Origin of the sequence: Nitrospira sp. (assembly GCA_029194665.1) — a bacterium.
Lineage (GTDB): Bacteria > Nitrospirota > Nitrospiria > Nitrospirales > Nitrospiraceae > Nitrospira_D.
Genome location: JARFXO010000004.1, coordinates 456,220 through 476,475, shown reverse-complemented (window position 1 = coordinate 476,475; position 20,256 = coordinate 456,220). Strand labels below are relative to the sequence as shown.

The window sequence follows — 20,256 nt, the reverse complement described above, 5'->3', positions numbered from 1 at the left end:
AACTGTACTGTGGAGATCCGTGTCAAATCAAGTTCACCTTCTGCTCGCCTTGCGCCTGTTTCGTCGCCAGATAAGCCAGCTTATTCAGGGCGCTGATGTATGCCCGAGCAGAGGCCGTGATGATATCGGTATCGGAGCCGTGGCCTGTGACCGTCCGACCATCTTCTTGCACGCGCACCGACACTTCTCCTTGTGCATCCGTCCCACCGGTGATGGCCTTCACGACATACATCAGCAACTTGCTCTTCGTCTGCGTCATAGCGGCAATGGTGCGGTACACGGCATCCACCGGCCCATCGCCGGTCCCGGTTTGAGCGGTGGGTGTGCCGTCGATTCCCAGTTCAACCGTGGCGGTTGGAACCCGATCTGTTCCACTCGATACTTGCAGTCCCTTTAAGATGATGCGCTCGGCCATCTTCGACAACTCTTCGGAGACAATAACTTCGAGGTCTTCCTCGAAAACCTCCTTCTTTTGGTCTGCAAGTTTCTTGAACCGCTCGAAGGCGTGGTTGATCTCTGCCTCGCCGAGTTTGTAACCCAATTCTTCCAAACGCTGCCGGAAGGCATGACGCCCGGACAACTTGCCCATCACCATCTGGCTTTCGACCAATCCGATCGAATCCGGGCGCATAATTTCATAGGTCGTCTTCTCTTTGAGCAAGCCATCCTGATGAATGCCCGACGTATGGGCAAACGCGTTCGCCCCCACGATCGCCTTATTGGGTTGCACCACCATCCCCGTGATCTTGCTGACCAAACGGCTGGTCTTCGCAATTTCCTCGGTTCGGATACGAGTATCCGCTCGGTAAAAATCCGTTCTAGTGCGGAGTCCCATCACGATCTCTTCCAAGGACGTATTGCCCGCGCGCTCTCCGATTCCGTTGATCGTGCATTCCACCTGGCCGGCTCCATTCATAATTGCCGCCAAACTGTTCGCCACCGCGACGCCCAGATCGTTGTGGCAATGGACGGAAATCACGGCTTGGTCGGCATTGGGGACCTTGTCGCAAATCCCCTTGATCAACGCGCCGAATTCTTGCGGGACGGCATACCCTACCGTGTCGGGTATATTCACCGTACCGGCCCCGGCCGCGATGACCGCCTCAATAACCTCATGGAGGAACGAGGGGTCTGACCGGCTCGCATCCATTGGAGAGAATTCGACATCATCAACATAAGTCCGTGCCCGCTGGACCATCTCCACGGCACGCTGCTTGGCCTGTTCCCGCGTCATCCGAAACTGGTGCTTCAGGTGAATATCGGATGTTGAAAGAAACGTATGGATGCGTACCTTCGGCGCACCTTTCAAAGCCTCCCATGCTCGATCGATATCTTCCGGTCGAGCCCGCGCCAGACTGCAGATCGTCGGTCCTTCGACCTCCTGGGCAATACGCCGCACCGCTTCAAAGTCTCCGGGCGAACTATAGGCAAATCCCGCTTCAATAATATCGACGCCGAGCCGCGCCAGCTGTTTGGCCACCATGACCTTTTCTTCCACATTCATGCTGGCGCCGGGCGACTGCTCGCCGTCCCTCAACGTCGTATCGAAAATTCTGATCATGCGTGTCATGGTGCCACCTTTCTCCCTCTAGAAACACAAAAGCCTTCGACCCCTCACTTACCCAGGGACGAAGGCTTCACGCACTCCGTGGTACCACCCTGATTCGGCCTGAGGACCGACCGGTCGTCAGACCCTTCATTCTGCCTCTTACGGAGGCAATGCGGAATCTCCTACTTCATGTTCGGAGATTCGGCTCGGAGGCGAGTTCGGCGGGGTTCAGGCTGGTTTGCACCACCCACCAGCTCTCTCCAGAATGTTGAAACCGGTTCCCAGCTTCGTTCTCGCATCGTTCAAAGGCTCAACGTACATCTCAAAACCGTACGCCTCGCCTTTTCACTCGCTGCGGCCTTGCTGGATAACCGCTTTGAACATTCTGTTTTCTAGACCACTCGCGTACTACTCCTCGTCTTAGCCGTTCACGACTGTTTCAGCTCCTCCCGCTGCAGTTCCCCGTTAGGAGTTGGATTCGACCGGTGGAGACTCGACTTTTCCAAGGCTTTTTTTCCCGGCTGCCGGAGCAGCTAACCAAAAGACCTTCTCGACCGGCCCCATCACTGCGTAGCCGGCAAAGATAACAAATAACATCACCGCCGGCCAGGCCGCCACCATCATCAGGGTAAGAATACCCCAGACCAGGTAAGTGATCTGCCGGTGGCCCTTGAATTTCAGTTCCTTAAAGCTGCGATACTTGATCGTGCTGACCATTAAAAACGAGAGCGCCAACGTCATGATCAATACCACGATCGGCCTGACGTCTCCTGCCATCTTGAGGAGGTTATGATCAAAGACCACCAGAGACGCCACCACCCCGGCAGCAGCTGGAATAGCCAGACCGGTAAAGTACTTCCCGTCCGACTGCGTGACAGTAGAGTTGAATCGTGCCAAACGCACGGCTCCCATGGCCACGTAGGCGAACATCACGGCCACGCCGAACGTACCCTGTCCGCTCAACGCCCAGGAGTATATCAATAAACCTGGCGCGACACCGAATGACACGACATCGGACAGCGAGTCATATTCCAGTCCGAACTGACTCGTACTATTGGTCAGTCTGGCAGACTTGCCGTCCAACACGTCAAAAATCATGGCGACAAGAATCGCAATGGCCGCTTCCATGTAGTTGGCGTTGAAGACTGCCAGTATCGCAAATACACCGCAAAACAAATTGCCGGTGGTGAACAAATTCGGGATGAGATGCATGGCGGCTTTCCGCCGCTTCCCTTCTTTCCCAAATGAACTTCTGAATCCTGCCGTTTTCATGGCAACTCTCCCAGGATGGTTTCTCCACCCTTCACACGTTCACCAACGGCCACTCGGAGTTTCGTGCCCATCGGTAGAAAGGTATCCATGCGCGATCCGAAACGGATCAACCCATATCGTTCACCACGGATGGCTCGATCCCTTGGCGAGATCCAACACACAATACGTCGAGCGATCAAACCAGCCACTTGCACACAGAGAACCTTCATGCCTTCAGACGTCTTGATCATCATGGCGTTCTGTTCGTTCCTCAACGTCGCTTCCGGCTTGCTGGCGACCAAAAACAGACCCGGTTGATATTGCACATCTTCGATCACTCCGTCACAGGGAGTCCTATTGATGTGGACATCGAAGACATTCAAAAAGATCGTGAGTCTGATGCAGCGTTCCTTTAGGTAGCGCGGCTCAAACTCTTCCTCGACGGCGATCACTTTCCCATCGCCGGGAGCGACCACAAGCTTTTGTCCTTGCGGTACAACCCGGGCGGGATTCCGAAAAAACCAGGCAACAAACAACGTCGCGACGGCGCCGGCCCCAGCGACGACCGGCCAGCCCAGCAATCCCGTCAACAGGGTCACGCCGGCAGGAACCGCGATGAAGGGAATTCCTTCTTTGGCGAAGGGGACGCCGACCGCTCGATCCGCCACAGAATTGCCTCACTCTTAAGAATGATGTTCAAACGGGCTGTCGCTTTTCACCAGCCCACCTTAGCCCAAGGTGGCGCCTCTCCGGGGGCAAGACCGCCGCGCGTGAAAAATGGGAAGCGGCATACATCCTCATCGTACCTTGCACCCTTGGGCGATGCAAGAACGAAAGCTGGTCGTATGCTTCAACAGACCTAGTTTTTCGTCTTATCGACGAGTTGATCCTTCTTCAGCCAGGGCATCATGCCCCGAAGCTTGGCCCCGACGGCTTCGATGGGATGGGCCTCGCCCTTGGCAAGGAGTGCGTTGTAGACCGGTCGATTGGCTTGATTCTCCAAGACCCATTCTTTGGCAAACCGTCCTGTCTGGATCTCTTCGAGAATCCTCTTCATCTCCTGCTTCGTCTGTTCGGTCACCACACGCGGACCTCTGGTCACATCACCGTATTTCGCCGTTGTGCTGATCGAGTAGCGCATGTTGGCGATCCCGCCCTGATAGATCAAGTCGACGATGAGCTTCACTTCGTGGAGGCATTCGAAGTAGGCCATCTCCGGCGAGTACCCGGCTTCGACCAGGGTCTCGTACCCGGCCTGGATCAGCGACGTCAGCCCTCCGCAGAGCACGGCTTGTTCGCCGAAGAGATCGGTCTCGGTTTCCTCGCGAAAATTCGTCTCGATGACACCCGCGCGTCCACCGCCGATCGCGCTCGCGTAGGCCAATCCGACCTGCTTTGTGGTGCCGCTGGGGTCCTGATGGATCGCCAAGAGGCAAGGCACCCCGCTGCCTTTCGCATACTCGGAACGAACAAGATGTCCCGGCCCTTTCGGGGCTACCATGAAGACATTGATGGAGGCCGACGGCACAATCTGTCCAAAGTGAATATTGAAACCATGACCGAACGCCAAATAGGATCCCGCCTTAAGATTGGGGGCCACTTCCTGTCGATAGATGGCGGCCTGCGCTTCATCGGGTGCCAGAATCATCACGACATCGGAAGTCTTCACGGCATCGCCGACGGGCATTACTTTTAGCCCGCTCTGCTCGGCCTTTTTCCACGAGGCGCCCTCACGCAACCCGATGACGACCGACACACCGCTTTCTTTGAGGTTCAACGCATGCGCATGGCCCTGACTCCCATAGCCGATCACGGCCACGGTCTTGTTTCGGATCTGTTGAATATCGGCATCCTTCTCGTAGTAAATTTTCATGACCAGCCCTTTCGCTCATTTTATTTTTATATAGCAAGTCTTCGAGTCCCAGCAGGATGCTACTCGCGCGCCACTTTCTTCGCTTGGACGGCAACGGAACGGACCGGTTCGCGCGCGACGGCAACCCGACCGGTGCGGACCAACTCTTTGATCCCAAGCGGCTGAAGCAAGTTGATGATCGCTTCAATCTTCTTGGGATCTCCCGAGACTTCGATGGTGTAGGTGCTCGGCGTCGAATCGACGACGTTCGCCCGAAAGATATCCACGATTCTGAGCGCCTCGGCTCGATCCGCATCCTTCGTATGCACCTTGATGATCGCCGTCTCTCGTGAAACAAACTCCGTTTCGTTCAAGTCCACGACCTTGATGACATCGATGAGTTTATTCAGCTGTTTCACGATCTGCTCGATGATCCGCTCATCACCCGATGTCACAATCGTCATCTGAGACATGGATGGATCAAGCGTCGGAGCGACCGACAGACTCTCGATATTAAATCCACGGCCGCTGAATAAGCCTGCGACCCGTGACAGCACCCCGAACTTATTCTCCACAGTCACTGAGATGATGTGTTCCATTTCTCGTAGTCCCGAGTGCTGAGTGCTGAAAACCGAGTACACTTCTCAGCGTTGAGCACTTGCAGCTCAGCACTTCCTTTATGCCGTTAACACCGTATCTTTATCTTCCGGCGCCACCTTCGCCGCACCGGATTGTTTCTGCTTCAACTCAGGTGGATCCTCAAGAAGCATCTCATGGTTACAGCCGCCGGCCGGGATCATCGGATAGCAATTCTCATAGGGATAGGTCGGCACATCCACGATGACGGGTTTATCCGTGACCAAGGCTTCTTTCAGGACGGTATCAAGGTCACCGACCTTCTTGACTCGCAAGCCGACCGCTCCATACGCATCCGCCAATTTGACAAAATCCGGCGTGGTATCCAGATAGCTCGACGCATAGCGGCCTTCGTAGAACAGGTCCTGCCATTGTCGCACCATGCCGTGAAATCCGTTGTTCAAGATGACGATCTTGACCGGCAGCTTGTTCACCACCGCCGTGGCCATTTCTTGCATGTTCATCTGGATGCTGCCGTCTCCCGCGATACACAGGACCAGTCGGTCTCGAAAGGCAGCCTGTGCGCCCATCGCCGCGGGAAATCCAAACCCCATGGTGCCGAGTCCACCTGAGGTCAACCATCGATTCGGCTTCGTCAGCTTGAAATACTGTGCGGCCCACATTTGGTGTTGCCCGACATCCGTCGAAACGATCGGGTCCCGGTCCTTTGTCAGTTCATACAGCCGCTTGACCACCTGTTGCGGCTTGATCGGCCCATCTTTCTCTTGGTGATAGGTCAACGGATGGGCCTGTTCCCATTCTCGGATCTGATCCCACCAGGGCTTCCGGAGGTCTTTCTGCTCTCCATTGACCGTCGCGCGCAAGATCTGGTTCAACTCACGGAGCACCGCCCTGCAATCGCCGACGATCGGAATATCCACATGGATGTTTTTCCGGATAGAGGTCGGATCGATATCGACATGAATTATTTTGGCAGAGGGACAGAATTCAGACGGTTTTCCCGTCACTCGATCATCAAACCGGGCGCCGATGGCGATCACCAGATCGGAATAATGCATGGCCATGTTGGCCTGATACGTGCCGTGCATCCCGAGCATCCCCAGCGACAGAGGATGCTCTCCTGGGAACGCGCCAAGCCCCATCAACGTCATGTCCACCGGAATCTGTGTCATCTCGGCCAGCTCAAGCAGTTCCTGTGAGGCTCCGGAGAAGATCACCCCACCACCGACGTAGAGTATCGGCTTCTTGGCCTTCGTGATCGCTTCGGCCGCCTGTTTGATCTGCCACTTGTTCCCTTCGTAGGTGGGGTTGTAGCCGCGAATCGAGACAGAATTCGGATAGATGAATTCTGCTTTGGCCATCGATACGTCTTTCGGGATATCCACCAAGACCGGGCCAGGGCGTCCGGTCGTCGCGATATAGAACGCCTCTTTGATCGTTGCCGCCAAGTCGTTCACGTCTTTGACGAGAAAATTGTACTTCGTGCATGGTCGGCTCAAACCCACGTTGTCGGCTTCCTGAAAGGCATCGTTCCCGATCAAACTGGTCGGGACTTGGCCGCTGAAGCAGACCACCGGAACAGAATCCATATACGCATCGGCTAACGCCGTAATGACGTTGGTCATGCCGGGACCTGAGGTGACCAGACACACGCCGGCCTTCCCAGTCGCCTTCGCATATCCTTCCGCCATATGACCCGCGCCCTGTTCGTGGCGCGTCAGGATGACTTCAATATCTCTCTGCTGGTGAAGCGTATCGAATATCTTCAACACGACTCCGCCCGGAAGCGCAAAGACCGTCTTCACCCCTTCCCGCTTCAGGCATTCGATGAAGATTTCAGCACCGGTGAGTTTCATGACAACCCCCTCCAACCGCAAGCATAAGGTCTACTGTCGATAGTGAAACCGTAAGACGGCACCCCTCGTGAAGCACACATCATCGTGCAGAAATGTGTTTGGAATCAAGGGGTAAGATTTGAGATCCTAGCATCCTCACGAAGGACCGTCAATACAGCCGCCCTCAGTGGGCCTCTGAGAGAAAGAACGAAGGCCTCGCACAAGGAGCTTCCATGAATAAAGAGCGTGGACGGAAGACCTATAAGCCGGATTCTGTCCCGCAAAGAAGTTTCCCCTTTGCTTGGATGATCATTTCTCTAGGATTCGAGTTGCCTCGAACCTCAAGCGACCTACCCGAAGACCTCGACCGGGCCAGTCGGTGCGACGAGCCCCATGAAGAGCCCGCCCATGTCTTCCTATTTGGCCTTGCTCCGGGCGACGCTTACCGTGCCGGTGATGTCGCCACCACCGCGGTGGGCTCTTACCCCACCGTTTCACCCTTGCCTGAGTCGCAGCGACCAGATGGGATCCCATCGCCTTGGCCATCGGCGGTTTGATTTCTGTGGTGCTGGTGTCGGATTGCTCCGCCTGGACGTTATCCAGCGCCCTGCCCATGGAGTCCGGACTTTCCTCTCGATGTTTAGAGACACCGAGCGACCATCCAGTCCTCCACCCACGCCGAATCAGTATAAGCAATACCGAAGGTCGTGACAAGAAGACTCATCAGGGCAATTCGCAGTCGCTCCAGGAAGTTTAGAAACCGGTTACCTCCCAACCTCCGGTAAGGGAGCAGCGGGAACCGGCTTTCTTTTGTGATAGATGGCCAGCGCCTCAGGCATCCACTCTTTCAATTGCTCGATTCGAGTGTCGTGGCTCGGATGGGTCGACAAGAATTCTGCCGGACCTTCACCGCCCGATACCTGCGCCATCCGTTCCCAGAGTGCAACCGATTCACGTGGATCATACCCGGCATCCGCGGCTAAAAGGATTCCCACGTAATCTGCCTCCGATTCATGTTTCCGGCTGAAAGGGAGCAGCACGCCGACCTGCGCTCCTGCACCCAACGCCGCCATCGTCGCCTGGCTCAGGGCGGGATTCTTGCTGTACATCCCGACTGCCCCACCGACGACCTGAAGCCCGATCTTCGCGACTTGCCCTTGACTCATGCGTTCCGCGCCATGGCGAGCCAAGGCATGCACCACTTCATGCCCCATCACCGCCGCCAAGCCGGCTTCCGTTTTGGCCATGGGGAAAATACCTGTATAGACCGCCATTTTCCCGCCAGGCAATGCAAAGGCGTTCGCCGTTTTATCATCCTTGATGACCGTGACTTCCCACTGAAACTGTTGAGCCATCTCTGCGTATTTCGACCGTTTCGCGGCCTCGACGATCCGAGCCGCCACCCGTTTCACCGGTTCAACCTCTCGCGGATCCTGGGAAGGTCTCAGCTTTGGATCACTCTTAACCTGATTGTACGCCTGAGCCCCCATTTGCATTTCTTGGCTGACCGACGTCATCAGCAGTTGTGACCGGCCTGTATAGGGGTTGGTTTCGCACCCTGCGAGGCCGATTCCCCCCATCAGGAGACAGAAGACCGTCGTCGTGCGTATGAGCTTCTGGGCACACATCCTCATCCACAACCTCCAGCCAAAGTCTGGGTCGACAAATCCTCCCATGATTGACCACTCTAGAATCGGTTGATAGATTACCGTCGCCTCAATGGGATTTCTAGCTAGAACACGAACATGATGACTGCGTCACACCCTCGCAACACCATTGCACGCATCGGCATCGACGAATCCGGAAAGGGCGATTACTTTGGCCCCCTCGTCATCGCAGCCGTGTTCGTCGATGCAACGACGCAAGGCGAATTGAAGCTGATGGGAGTCCGCGACAGCAAGAAGATTTCCGACGGCCGAATTTTGGAACTCGCTCCCGACATTAAGACCATTTGCCCGCACAGCATCATCGCGATCGGGCCGAAGAAGTATAACGAACTCTATAGCAAGATCAAAAATCTGAATCGCTTGCTCGCCTGGGGCCATGCCAAGGCGTTGGAGAATCTGCTGGAGCGAGGCGTGGCCTGTGAGCGAGCCATCTCCGATCAGTTCGGCGACGAACGGCTGATTCTCAATGCGCTGCAGGAAAAGGGGCGGAAGATCGTGCTGGAGCAGCGGACTAAAGCAGAATCGGATTTGGCAGTCGCCGCGGCATCCGTCCTAGCACGAGCGGAGTTTCTGATACGGCTGAAACAACTTTCCGGCGAAGTCGGAACCACACTGCCCAAAGGCGCCTCTCCAGCCGTCGAACGCGCTGCCAGGATGATCATCAAGAAACACGGACAGGAGCGACTGGGATCAGTGGCAAAACTGCATTTTAAAACTACGCAAGCCGTCCTGGCTGGGCTGAGCTAGATTTTCCTTGAGGATTGACTACCTGCAGACGGCCCGCTACGTTCCTGCATCCCATTCAGATACGACCGCATCGAAATTGATACGCAGGTGGTCCTCTTCTAGGATCTGTTAACGCTAGCGTACGTCATCAACGATCAACACGAACGTGATGAACGCGACGAACATGACATCGAGCTTGTCAAACCGCGAGGAGATGCGCCGAAATCCCTTGAGCCAGCGGAACAGCCGTTCGATCTCATTGCATCGCGTATGCAGGGCGCGATCGCAGTCCCATGGCGTGCGGCGATTCTGCTTGGGCTGTGTCAGGAAGCTACTGCCGTGAGAGGGCGATCATTGCCCGTATCGGACAAGATACCCTTGTGTCACGTTAGATTAGATTCAACGTGGATCGGGCGATTCTACCCTCATGGAGTATTTCCCCCGGTGCAGAGTGGGATACTGGCTGAGCGGGATACGACTGACCTAAGCCGATTCACCCACCTCGAGGTCCGAGGGCTTGTTTGCTAAGGCGGAAGCGCCTTCCGTGATCGGTTCCCCTTCCCAATACAAGATCCGGCGGCAATAGGGGCAGAGATGCAAGTCGTCCGACCGTTTGACCTGCGCGATAAGCTGCGGCGGGATCTGGAGACGGCACCCGAGACAAATGCCGTCACGCACGGCAGCAAGGGGGTGGTCTTTCCGCGAGGCCTTGACCTGGTTGTACCGATCGAGCAGAGCTTTCTCAACCAGCACTGAAGCCTCGCGATGACGAAGTTGGAGTTGAGCCAATTCCGTCGCAAGCTCCTTGTCCTGTGCGTCCAGTCTCTGCTTCTCCTGTGTGAACACCTGCTCAAGCGCTGTTCCTTTTTCCTGAAGCTCCGTGAGCGTCTTCTGTAACTCGTCGATCTTCTCCATCGTCAACAGGATCTTTTCTTCAAAATCTCCTCGTTTCTTACTCGCCAACTCCAGCTCGAACAAGTGCGCCTGATACTCCTTGTTGGTCTTCAGACTTGTCGCGTGCGATTTCATCTTGTCTGTGTGCGCCTCATGCGCCTCCAGGTCCTTTTCATGCGAGCGACGTTCTTTAACGGCAGCCTCAACGGCGACCTTCGTGTCGCGTAGGACCTGCGTTGCCTCTCGAAGAGGAGCCTCGGCAGCATCGAGACGTTCGGGGATTTTTCGGCGGATTTCACCGATCTCCATGATTCGGAGATCGAGCTTTTGCAGTTCAATGAGCGGGGAAAGTTTTTGGTTCAACGTATCCGTTCCATCGATGCCGGGGCACTGAAGGAGTCAGGCACCCGCCCAGACTGGTGGGCCCACTAGGACTTGAACCTAGGACCAGCTGATTATGAGTCAGCCGCTCTAACCACCTGAGCTATGGGCCCCCTTCAGAAAGTTCAAAACTCAGGCTGAGGTCGACCATTAGGAACCGGATCCTCAGACTTTCTTCAAGCTTCATCCTCAACCTCAACCTCGGCCTGAAACGGATTCTAGGCTGCTGCTTCGAGCAGAGTCAAATCACGCCGTCTTGAACTCTGAAACCTATAAAGTCTCGACAAAACTCCTCAGCTTTTTACTACGGCTCGGATGTCGTAATTTCCTCAAGGCCTTGGCTTCGATTTGCCTGATGCGTTCACGGGTGACTTCAAAATCCTGTCCGACTTCTTCCAAGGTATGATCGGTTGCTTCGCCGATACCGAACCGCTTGCGCAGCACCTTCTCCTCACGAGGCGTCAAGGTTTCCAAGGCGCTGTTGATCTGTCGTTGCAAGTCGTAGCGAATAGCCGCTTCCAGCGGAGACACGGCCTTCTTGTCCTCGATGAAATCGCCCAGATGGCTGTCTTCCTCCTCACCGATCGGCGTTTCGAGCGAGATGGGCTCGCGGGCGATTTTGAGGATCTTCCGGACTTTGTCCAACGGCAGATCCATGCGCTCGGCGATCTCTTCGGGCAGAGGCTCGCGACCCAACTTCTGCACGAGGTGCCGGGAGGTCCGAATGAGCTTATTGATTGTTTCGATCATGTGAACCGGAATCCTGATCGTGCGTGCTTGGTCCGCAATGGCTCGGGTGATCGCCTGACGAATCCACCAAGTCGCGTAGGTGCTGAACTTATACCCGCGCTTATATTCGAACTTGTCCACCGCCTTCATCAACCCGATATTGCCTTCCTGAATCAAATCGAGGAACTGAAGCCCTCGGTTCGTGTATTTCTTTGCGATGCTGACCACGAGCCTCAAATTCGCCTCGACCAACTCCGCCTTCCCACGCTTCACCCTCTCTTCGGCCAAATCGAGATGCTTGACCGCATCCTTGATTTCTTCAGCCGGAACAAGCGCCTCTTCCGTTTCCAGCTGGCGTATCTTCGCCTTGGCGGTTTGGTAAACCTTCCGAATCTCGACCAGAGCTTCTTCCGACACTCCGGTCTTCCGCCTGACCGCCATGAAGTCCTGACGGCTCCGGCACATCTTCCTCAGCAGTTCGGCACCGGCCTCGCCCCCCACACCGATCCGCCGTTGGCAGCTGATCGCTTCCCGTTCGGCGACGCGGATCTGTACCGCCAGATCGCGGACACGCTGGACCATTCGGTCTTTGAGCACCCCATGGAGGTTGACCGATTCGATTTTGTTCACCACTTGCTGGCGGATCGCATCGAACTGCTTCTTGAACTTCTTTTGCTTGACCGGATCATTGCCGAGAGGCTTGCTCTTTTCGGCCATCGCCTTCAGCGCAAGCGAGACCTTCCGCACGGCATTCAACGACTCCAGCGTCTTGACTCGCAATTCCTCATAATCCCGCTCCACCGGTGGCTGGTCTTCCTCAAAATCCTCTTCGGTCTCCTGGACCGGCACGATCTCGCGCACGTCGATTTTGGCGTTCTTGAGCTGATCCCGAAGAGCCAAGACGAATTCGATGGTCATCGGCATGCCATAGATCACCGAAGCAATATCGTTTTTCCCCTCTTCAATCCGCTTTGCGATTTCGATCTCGCCTTCGCGGCTGAGGAGAGCCACACTCCCCATTTCCTTGAGATAAAGCCGCACGGGATCGTCGGTGCGACTGAGGGCGCCAGGCGTCAGATCAATTGCCTTATCGTTTTCCTCCTCGGAATCCGATTCGACATCTTCCACATCTTCGCCCACTTCGCCATCGGATCGTTTCTGAGACCGATCCCCATCGCCCGCCTCGATGATCTCGATATCCATTTCACCGAACATCGCCATTATGCTGCCGAACTGATCAGACGACACAACTTCAGCGGGCAAGGTGCTGTTGAGCTCGTCATACGTCAGAAACCCCTTTTCCTTTCCCATCGTGATCAGCTTCTTCACCTCACCGAGCAACTCTTGTTTCGACATGACTACTCCTTCACCAATGAAACCACACCGGCGGTCGGCGTGCCGGCTTTCCGCATCCGTACCTCATTGATCTGCATATTCAGTAGGCGCGCCTCGTCAACCCGGCCTTCGCGTTCAGCCGTTTTCAGTCTGGCAATGAGCTCGCCCATGACCTGCTCCGATCGCTTTCGGTCCAGACGGTCAAAACAAGCCGCAATGTGCGCCGGCACATCGTCGAAATGATCTTCGCGCATCGACAATTCCGTCGCCAGAGCACCACAATCGAGATCGGCCACCGACTCATCCAATACCGGCTGGACCTGAATACGCCCGTCACGATCCACATGGGCGAGCGCGATCTCGACGAGCTTGCGGCAAGGCGCGACGGTAAAGGACTCCGGCCGCAGGCGACGGACATCGGCAGGCGCTAGTTTTCCGTGCAGCAACAGTAAGAGCAGATCCCGCTCTTCAGGGAGCCCTTTGAATAGGGCATTGTGCGGAGTTCCCCGTGCGGGCTGCGCGCGCGGCGCTTCCGCGCCTCCTTTGGGCTGAGCCAGCAGCGCCGGATAGCGCTCGATCAGCCGGGCCTCGCTGATCCTCAGTCGTTCCGACACGATTTTGATGCGCTCCTGCCGCTCGATCGGATGCTCGCTCTTCTGCAGAATTCGCAGCACCTCATCGACGCTTCGGATGCGGCTTTCCAGCGAGCCATCGTCGGCCTCCTTGATTCTGTGATTCAGCGCATAGTCCAAGAGACTCGGAGCTGCCGCTTCCAGCTGGGTAAACGCCCCGGCACCTTCCTTGTGCACAAACGTATCAGGGTCCTCACCAACCGGAAGGGTGACGACTTTGACGCCCAATCCGCTGTTGACGAAAAGATCCAATCCTCTCAAGGCGGCTCGCACACCGGCTGCATCAGGGTCAAAGAGCAACACAACCTTGTCGGCAAACCGCCGCAGGGCATGAATATGTTCAGCCGTCAAGGCCGTCCCCAGCGTGGCGACGGTATGGGTGAGCCCAGCCTGGTGGAGCGCGATCGCGTCGAAATACCCTTCGACGACGATCACCGTCTTGGTCCGCCCGATCGCCTCACGCGCCTGATCGAAGGCGAAGAGGGTCTGGCCCTTCTTAAACAACGGCGTATCGGGCGAATTGAGGTACTTGGGCGTGCGGTCGTCCAACACACGGCCGCCGAATCCCACCACGCGCTTGCGCAGATCGGTGATTGTGAACATGAGCCGCCCATGAAACTTGTCGTAATAGCCGTTACCGTTTGATCTCGGGCTTCCGAGCCCAGCCGTCATGATCTCGCTGTGAGAGAATCCTTTTCGAGTAAGGGACTTGAACAACCCGTCCCACTCTGCGGACGACACTCCAAGTTGGAACGACTCCACGGTCGATTGTAGGATGCCTCGTCTGTTCAGGTATTCACGAGCCGTGGCACCGATTTGCGGATCGCGAAGATTGTCTTGAAACCACGTCATGGAAGCGCGGTTCATTTCTTCAATGCGATGGGTCTGCCCACGTTGCATTCGTTCCGCAGGAGACTCTTCCAACACGATGCCCACCTTGTCTCCAAGCTCCCGAAGCACCTCCGGAAAGGTTGCCCCGGTAATTTTGGTCAGAAAGGCAAAGACATCTCCCCCAGCCTTGCAGCCGAAACAGTAAAACATTTGTTTGGATGGACTAACGGAGAAAGAGGGGCTCTTTTCCTGATGAAACGGGCACAACCCCACGAGGTTCTGACCTGCCCTCCTCAGCGAGATATGGCGCCCGACGACATCCGCAATATCTACCCGATCTTTTATTCGATTCTTGATCTCGTCCGCAATCAAGCCTCGGCCCACCAGAGTCGCAGCTCCTACATTCCCGTCGTGCACGACCGGACGAGTCGGTTGATAAGTAATAGGAATATTGACCGGTCAGATTAACAGACGGGCTCAAAATCTGTCAATTCAGAGAATTCTGTCACCCTGGAGGCCAGGCCATATGACGGCCGCCCATCACGTGGAAATGCAGATGGAAGACGGTTTGACCTCCATTTCGTCCGGTGTTCGCTACGAGACGGAACCCCGAGTCGGCTAACCCTTTGTCATTCGCGACTTTCCTACAGGCGAGCAGCAATTGTGCCAGCAGCGCCTGATCTGACTCGCCCAGGTCTTGAATAGAGGCCACATGTCGTTTGGGAATCACCAGGGTATGCACCGGTGCCTGGGGATGGATGTCGTCAAAGGCCAGGGTCTGGTCGTCCTCATGAACAACCTTGGCCGGGATGGTCTTCGCCACAACCCTGCAGAACAAACAGTCGCTCATAGCCGGTTCCTCACTTCTCCGTCCTCAACCCGGACTTGCCGAATCGCTTCCCTAACTCTTGATAGACATCTGGTAGCGCCAGATCATGATACCCCAGTACCATCAGGATATGGAAAAACAGATCCGCCACCTCATAGACGACTTCTTCTTTCTTGCCGCCTTTCGAGGCCAATAGCACCTCGCCCGCCTCCTCCGCCACCTTTTTCAGAATCTTGTCATGCCCTCCCTCGAATAGCTTTGAGGTATAGGAACCGGTCTGAGGGGCGGCGCGGCGCTCCCGTATCGTCCGCAGGACACTTTCAAGAATTCCACCCTGCGCATCTTGCGCCGTTCGATGAACAACGTGGCCTTGTTCGTCTATTCCAGAGAAGAAGCAGGCTCGCTCGCCTGTATGACAAGTGGGCCCAGCTGGTTGGGCCTTCACCAAAATGGTATCGCAATCGCAGTCAATAAAGAGTTCTTTCACGTGTAGCGTATGACCGGATGTTTCGCCTTTTTCCCAGAGTTTGTTTCGAGACCGACTCCAGAAGTGCACCCTCCTGGTCGCAACCGTCTTCGCGAGAGCTTCTTGGTTCATGTACCCGAGCATCAGCACTGTCCCGTCGAGCCAATCCTGAATGACGGCCGGGAGAAGACTCTCGCTGTCGAACTGGAACTGACCTGCCATTCCCTGCCCCATCGTGTCATGCCTCTCGAGGAAGATGATCTGATCGGACGGGGACACCACGTTCCCGTAGATACGCTTTCGCCTGGGAGATCGTATAGGTCCGAAAATGAAAAATCGAAGCGGCCAGGACTGCGTCCGCTTTCCCTTTCACAAAACCATCGTAGAGGTGGTCGAGCGTCCCGACTCCGCCCGATGCGATGACAGGAATGGACAGAGCGCCGGACACGGCAGCCGTCAGGTCCAAATCGTACCCGGTTTGCCGGCCATCCTGATCCATGCTGGTCAATAAGATCTCTCCAGCCCCGTATTGGTCCATCCGCTTTGCCCACTCGACCGCATCAAGTCCCGTCGCATGGCGACCGCCGTGCGTGAAGACCTCCCAGCGATCACTCGCTACACGCTTGGCGTCGATGGCAACGACGATGCATTGCGTCCCGAAACGTTGAGCGGCTTCCCTGACAAACTCGGGCCGTCGAACTGCCGCGGTATTGATGCTGACCTTATCTGCTCCGGCGTTCAACAAGGCCCGAATATCGTCGAGGGTTCCCACGCCCCCACCGACCGTCACCGGCATAAAGACCCGCGCAGCCGTGCGTTCGACGACGTCGATGATCGTCTTCCGATTTTCATGTGAGGCTGTAATATCGAGAAAACAGAGTTCGTCCGCTCCTTCATGATCATACCCCGCTGCCGCTTCGACCGGATCGCCGGCATCGCGAAGATTCACAAAACTGACACCCTTGACTACGCGGCCCTCTTTGACGTCCAGACAGGGAATGATGCGCTTGGTCAGCATGTGGCGCTGGTTAGCGAGAAAGCGCCGCCACAGCGGCTTGGTAATCCAGTTTGCCGTCATAGAGTGCTTTGCCAATGATCGCTCCCTCGATTTTAGGGCCGATCGATCGTACAGCTTTCAGATCATCCAGAGACGTGATCCCTCCCGATGCAATCACCGGAAACGAGGAGAATTCAACGATTTCTTTCAGCGTGGAAAGGTTGGGGCCATTCAGCATTCCATCACGCGCGATATCCGTATAGATGACGGCAGCAATCGGACAGCCCGCTAGTTCTTTCAACAGATCCATCGCTTTGATATCCGACACCGCGGTCCAGCCCTTGACGGCAACTCGTCCCTCGCGCGCATCGAGGCCGAGCACGATCCGCCGAGGAAATTCCCGGCAAGCTTGATCGAGGAGCGCCCGATTGGTGAGTGCAGCCGTGCCGAGCACCACGCGGGAGACACCGGCATGCAGATACTGCCGAACTGTCTCAACGGTTCTGATGCCGCCACCGACCTGAACAAGCGCAGTGACCGATTTTATGATGGACTGGATCTGCCCTAAGTTTTTGGGTTCGCCGTCAACCGCTCCGTTCAGATCGACCACATGGATCAGACTGGCTCCACTCTGTTGCCACTTACGGGCAACCTCGGCAACGTCATAAGCATAGACGGTTTCTGCAGCCATATCGCCTTGACGCAACCGAACGCAGCGCCCATCCTTCAGATCAATTGCCGGAATGATGATCATGATCTCCGCAGTTCCCCTTGACTGTCGACCTATCGGCTCGTCCCAAACGGCATCGCCTTGACGAGTTTTTCCGCGCCAAATTGAGCCAGCTCATCGGCCGTGACATAACGTCCGCGTCGATGTATGGCGTCAATGAAATCTTCATTCATCGGTCTCTGCCGTTCATAATACCCACCTTCCCAGAGGACCGCCCCATCGGCAGAGATGACTTTCACTTCAAATCCAACCGCAGCGGGCGGACTCGCACCGAGAGGACCTCCGACTCGTTCTTGATACACGAGCACCCTGCCGATCAGGGCAGCATCGACGACCAGCCTTTTCGCCGCGCGCGACGCAGCCGTTTCCTCCGTCATCGCTTCGCTTTCGCCTGACGAGGCTTCGGCGGTTTTCATCGCTTCACGAGGAGCGATGACCCTGATGCCCTGTTTGTTGCGCAGGCGATTCCAAACCAATTCGGTGATCCGCTCCGGGACATGAGGGGGAATGGAGGATGTGGTTTGCGCCAATCGTCCCCTGGGAGGAGCGATGCCCGTCGGCGAGATATCCGACCTCTTGGCCCCTTCCGGTACTCCCATGTATGGATCGGCCGACTCAATGAGCTGTGGCGACTCAATAGCGGTAAAAGGAACCACCACGAGCGAAGTAATCGTATACCGATCGAGCTGGGCCGACGTCTTCGTCGACACCTTGGGGCCGCTGCACCCCTGCAAAACAATAAGCGCGATGATCGAAGTGAGTAAAGGAACACGTCCGTAATAATAGAGCTTCGATGTCCTGATCATTTCCAATTACCGAAATTCTTCATCAATCGCAAACCAGATCTCTGGCTTTTTTCCGGATGAAACTGGCACGCTACCACATTGTCTTTCCAGATGCTCGACGCGAAAGGAATGCCGTACGTCGTCGTCGTGGCCGTCACCTGCTTGTCACCTGGATCCACGAAAAAAGAATGAACGAAATACCAATGGGCTCCATCGGCAATCCCATCGAACAGCGGGCAAGGCCGTTGGATGTGGACCTGGTTCCATCCCATGTGCGGAACCTTCAACGGCTGATCCTTTGAGAAAGCGCGAACTTTCCCGGGAAAGATATCGAGCCCTTGATGCCGCCCGAACTCTTCACTTTCGGTAAACAGTAGTTGAAAACCCAAGCAAATCCCCAGGAAGGGCTTTCCCGATTGGATCGCGGTTCTGATGGGCTCGATCAACCCATACTGCCTCAAGTTCGACATGCAGTCGCCGAACGCTCCGACTCCCGGCAAGACGACATGACTCGCATTCTGAAGTGAGGCTGCATCGCGTGTGACAATGGCCTGATGCCCCATCACCTCGAAGGCCTTGGAGACACTACGTAGGTTTCCCATGCCGTAGTCGATAATAGCAATCATGCATCCTTCCAGATTTAGGAAGTCGTAACCATACCGCAACTGGGATGATCCTGCCACTAGCGATCTCCATCTTTCAAGCGGCGGCGTGACCTTGTGGATCTACGTAAACCACATTCATACGGAGACAGGTCCTCTTCACTAGTGCCGGCTTGACCACCGGCGAGAGGGAGCGCGTCAAGGGTTTGAACGTACTCCCTATGCGGATTTTGTCAGGCTGAATGAGGATCGAAGTGAAACCGTCAAGAGCATTACGAAGCGTGGGCCACTGACTTGATTCTGAGGATTGGTCAGTTGTCCAACCTAGGCACCTTTTGATTGATATCTCATCCAGCCGGGCCTCACCACTAAGTGCCTAACCATGGGTATCCGCGCCAGGGCAATCGTTAACAACACGGAAAAGACGTACACGATGATGCCCATAAAAGCTCCCCACAATGGAACATGGCCTTGTACCCTCCAGCTCAGTGGACTAAGCGTATACAGCACGAGAATATGGGATACATAGACGCCCAGAGTGAATTGGGCTAGGAAGGGGAAGGGAGTTGATTGGCCAAGCGTCGGCTTCGCAAGTGCGAGCAGAAAAACCCCCAACCCTAGGATAATCCCTCCCAGGAAATAGTGCCACTTGAGGTCCTGGAGTGAAATGTGAAAAACGACATTCATGACCCCCCCTTCCATTAATGCGAAGGCATACCCACTAACAATCAAACTCCAGGCCACAGTCGCCGAGGGCTGTTCACGTTCTGCAGCCAACCACCCCATGGCGGTGAGGAGAATCGCTATTGACCACATTCCAAGGGGAAGATCGGTGTTGGAGAACAATCTACCAACCGTTTTTTCAGTAAAAGCCAATACGCATAGACATATAATTAAGAAGATTAAATATCTCTGCAACCGGCAGATCGCCACGAAAGCCAGGACGGCAAGGCTGAACATCAGCGCAGGGAGAAACCACAGGTGAAAAACGGGAACATGCCCCTTAAGGAAGAGGCTGATATGTTGGGTCGCCAGTAGGTCTACGTTTTTCAGAGCCGTCAAGTAAAACGGCTGCCATAAGCCGTTTCGAAGGACCTCGGCGGGCCAACCTGGCGGGACCATAATGTAGATACACATCCACCCGAGGAATACCCATACCAGAGGAAAAACATGCCGACGAAATTGAGCAATGGGATTTCCGTGTGCCAGTACAGATCGATGGAAAAAATATCCTGCCGTGATAAAGAAGTACGGCACCCCCACCCACCAAACCAGATAACCAGTGAGAACAACGGGAAGGCTCTCACCCGCCAGCCGAGAGAGACCTGAGACAAAGCCGGTATGCCAAAGGATCACTGCGAAGATGGCAAGCACCCGGAAACTTTCAATACTGGCTATACGTGTGGTCATCTCATACCTCTCTCGCCAGACTGAACGAGGCATTCGAACAGGCCCACCGACGTCTGCATTCGCGAGACAGTCTTAAGATCAGCGGGAAATTCTCTGGATGCTTGATGGACTCCACGGCAAGATCCACAAGCCAATAGAGGTGATTTGATCCCGGCCAC

At 55.6% G+C, this 20,256-nt stretch carries 18 protein-coding genes, 1 tRNA gene, 1 other RNA gene and 1 pseudogene; 1 reads left to right on the top strand and 20 read right to left on the bottom strand.

The genetic code is table 11. The features are described 5' to 3' along the window. Nucleotides 1-22: 22 nt before the first annotated feature. The 8 genes from P0119_15680 to P0119_15645 form a co-directional block, all read right to left on the bottom strand. Complete coding sequence (locus tag P0119_15680) at nt 23-1,570, bottom strand: 2-isopropylmalate synthase (protein ID MDF0667495.1); 1,548 nt, start codon at nt 1,568-1,570, stop codon at nt 23-25. Between the two features lie 444 nt (nt 1,571-2,014). After that, nucleotides 2,015-2,821: a CDP-diacylglycerol--serine O-phosphatidyltransferase gene (gene pssA, locus P0119_15675; GenBank protein ID MDF0667494.1), complete on the bottom strand. Its 807-nt coding sequence runs from the start codon at nt 2,819-2,821 to the stop codon at nt 2,015-2,017. Continuing rightward, the gene (locus P0119_15670; GenBank protein MDF0667493.1) at nt 2,818-3,468 is read right to left on the bottom strand and encodes a phosphatidylserine decarboxylase family protein; all 651 of its coding nucleotides are present in this window, start codon (nt 3,466-3,468) and stop codon (nt 2,818-2,820) included. Before P0119_15670 ends, pssA begins: the two co-directional genes overlap by 4 nt. A gap of 191 nt (nt 3,469-3,659) precedes the next feature. Then, a complete protein-coding gene (gene ilvC, locus P0119_15665) occupies nt 3,660-4,673 on the bottom strand; it encodes a ketol-acid reductoisomerase (protein ID MDF0667492.1) in 1,014 nt (337 codons plus the stop codon). Between the two features lie 59 nt (nt 4,674-4,732). Beyond that, nucleotides 4,733-5,251, bottom strand: a complete 519-nt coding sequence (ilvN, locus tag P0119_15660) for an acetolactate synthase small subunit (protein ID MDF0667491.1) — start codon at nt 5,249-5,251, stop codon at nt 4,733-4,735. Nucleotides 5,252-5,329: 78 nt separating this feature from the next. Then, nucleotides 5,330-7,105, bottom strand: a complete 1,776-nt coding sequence (gene ilvB / locus P0119_15655) for a biosynthetic-type acetolactate synthase large subunit (protein MDF0667490.1) — start codon at nt 7,103-7,105, stop codon at nt 5,330-5,332. 225 nt (nt 7,106-7,330) lie between these two features. After that, an RNA gene (gene rnpB, locus P0119_15650) (RNase P RNA component class A) lies at nt 7,331-7,757 on the bottom strand. A gap of 91 nt (nt 7,758-7,848) precedes the next feature. Then, nucleotides 7,849-8,718 carry a M48 family metallopeptidase gene (locus P0119_15645; GenBank protein ID MDF0667489.1) on the bottom strand — a complete coding sequence of 290 codons (870 nt, stop codon included), beginning with the start codon at nt 8,716-8,718 and terminating at the stop codon, nt 7,849-7,851. A gap of 111 nt (nt 8,719-8,829) precedes the next feature. Between P0119_15645 and rnhC the strand changes: the two genes are divergently transcribed. Further along, on the top strand, nt 8,830-9,498 hold the full coding sequence (rnhC, locus tag P0119_15640; protein ID MDF0667488.1) for a ribonuclease HIII: 669 nt from the start codon (nt 8,830-8,832) through the stop codon (nt 9,496-9,498). A 114-nt stretch (nt 9,499-9,612) separates the two neighbouring features. On the opposite strand, the pseudogene P0119_15635 reads toward rnhC, so the two are convergent. From P0119_15635 to P0119_15580, 12 genes and pseudogenes are all read right to left on the bottom strand, one after another. Next, nucleotides 9,613-9,795, bottom strand: a pseudogene (locus tag P0119_15635) (IS5/IS1182 family transposase). A 165-nt stretch (nt 9,796-9,960) separates the two neighbouring features. Further along, complete coding sequence (locus tag P0119_15630; GenBank protein ID MDF0667487.1) at nt 9,961-10,734, bottom strand: C4-type zinc ribbon domain-containing protein; 774 nt, start codon at nt 10,732-10,734, stop codon at nt 9,961-9,963. 54 nt (nt 10,735-10,788) lie between these two features. Next, nucleotides 10,789-10,865, bottom strand: a tRNA-Ile gene (locus tag P0119_15625). A 157-nt stretch (nt 10,866-11,022) separates the two neighbouring features. Beyond that, nucleotides 11,023-12,837 (bottom strand): RNA polymerase sigma factor RpoD, encoded by a 1,815-nt coding sequence (gene rpoD / locus P0119_15620; GenBank protein MDF0667486.1) that lies wholly within the window; start codon nt 12,835-12,837, stop codon nt 11,023-11,025. Between the two features lie 2 nt (nt 12,838-12,839). Then, nucleotides 12,840-14,663 carry a DNA primase gene (gene dnaG, locus P0119_15615; protein MDF0667485.1) on the bottom strand — a complete coding sequence of 608 codons (1,824 nt, stop codon included), beginning with the start codon at nt 14,661-14,663 and terminating at the stop codon, nt 12,840-12,842. Between the two features lie 121 nt (nt 14,664-14,784). Next, nucleotides 14,785-15,129 (bottom strand): histidine triad nucleotide-binding protein, encoded by a 345-nt coding sequence (locus P0119_15610; GenBank protein ID MDF0667484.1) that lies wholly within the window; start codon nt 15,127-15,129, stop codon nt 14,785-14,787. A 10-nt stretch (nt 15,130-15,139) separates the two neighbouring features. Beyond that, complete coding sequence (hisIE, locus tag P0119_15605) at nt 15,140-15,808, bottom strand: bifunctional phosphoribosyl-AMP cyclohydrolase/phosphoribosyl-ATP diphosphatase HisIE (protein ID MDF0667483.1); 669 nt, start codon at nt 15,806-15,808, stop codon at nt 15,140-15,142. A 4-nt stretch (nt 15,809-15,812) separates the two neighbouring features. Then, nucleotides 15,813-16,667 (bottom strand): imidazole glycerol phosphate synthase subunit HisF, encoded by an 855-nt coding sequence (hisF, locus tag P0119_15600; protein ID MDF0667482.1) that lies wholly within the window; start codon nt 16,665-16,667, stop codon nt 15,813-15,815. Next, nucleotides 16,603-17,325, bottom strand: a complete 723-nt coding sequence (hisA, locus tag P0119_15595) for a 1-(5-phosphoribosyl)-5-[(5-phosphoribosylamino)methylideneamino]imidazole-4-carboxamide isomerase (GenBank protein ID MDF0667481.1) — start codon at nt 17,323-17,325, stop codon at nt 16,603-16,605. Before hisA ends, hisF begins: the two co-directional genes overlap by 65 nt. 29 nt (nt 17,326-17,354) lie before the next feature. Further along, nucleotides 17,355-18,107, bottom strand: a complete 753-nt coding sequence (locus tag P0119_15590) for a hypothetical protein (protein ID MDF0667480.1) — start codon at nt 18,105-18,107, stop codon at nt 17,355-17,357. Beyond that, nucleotides 18,104-18,712, bottom strand: coding sequence for an imidazole glycerol phosphate synthase subunit HisH (gene hisH, locus P0119_15585; GenBank protein MDF0667479.1), 609 nt, complete (start codon nt 18,710-18,712; stop codon nt 18,104-18,106). Before hisH ends, P0119_15590 begins: the two co-directional genes overlap by 4 nt. A 300-nt stretch (nt 18,713-19,012) precedes the next feature. Further along, nucleotides 19,013-20,098 carry an acyltransferase gene (locus P0119_15580; GenBank protein ID MDF0667478.1) on the bottom strand — a complete coding sequence of 362 codons (1,086 nt, stop codon included), beginning with the start codon at nt 20,096-20,098 and terminating at the stop codon, nt 19,013-19,015. Nucleotides 20,099-20,256: the final 158 nt, after the last annotated feature.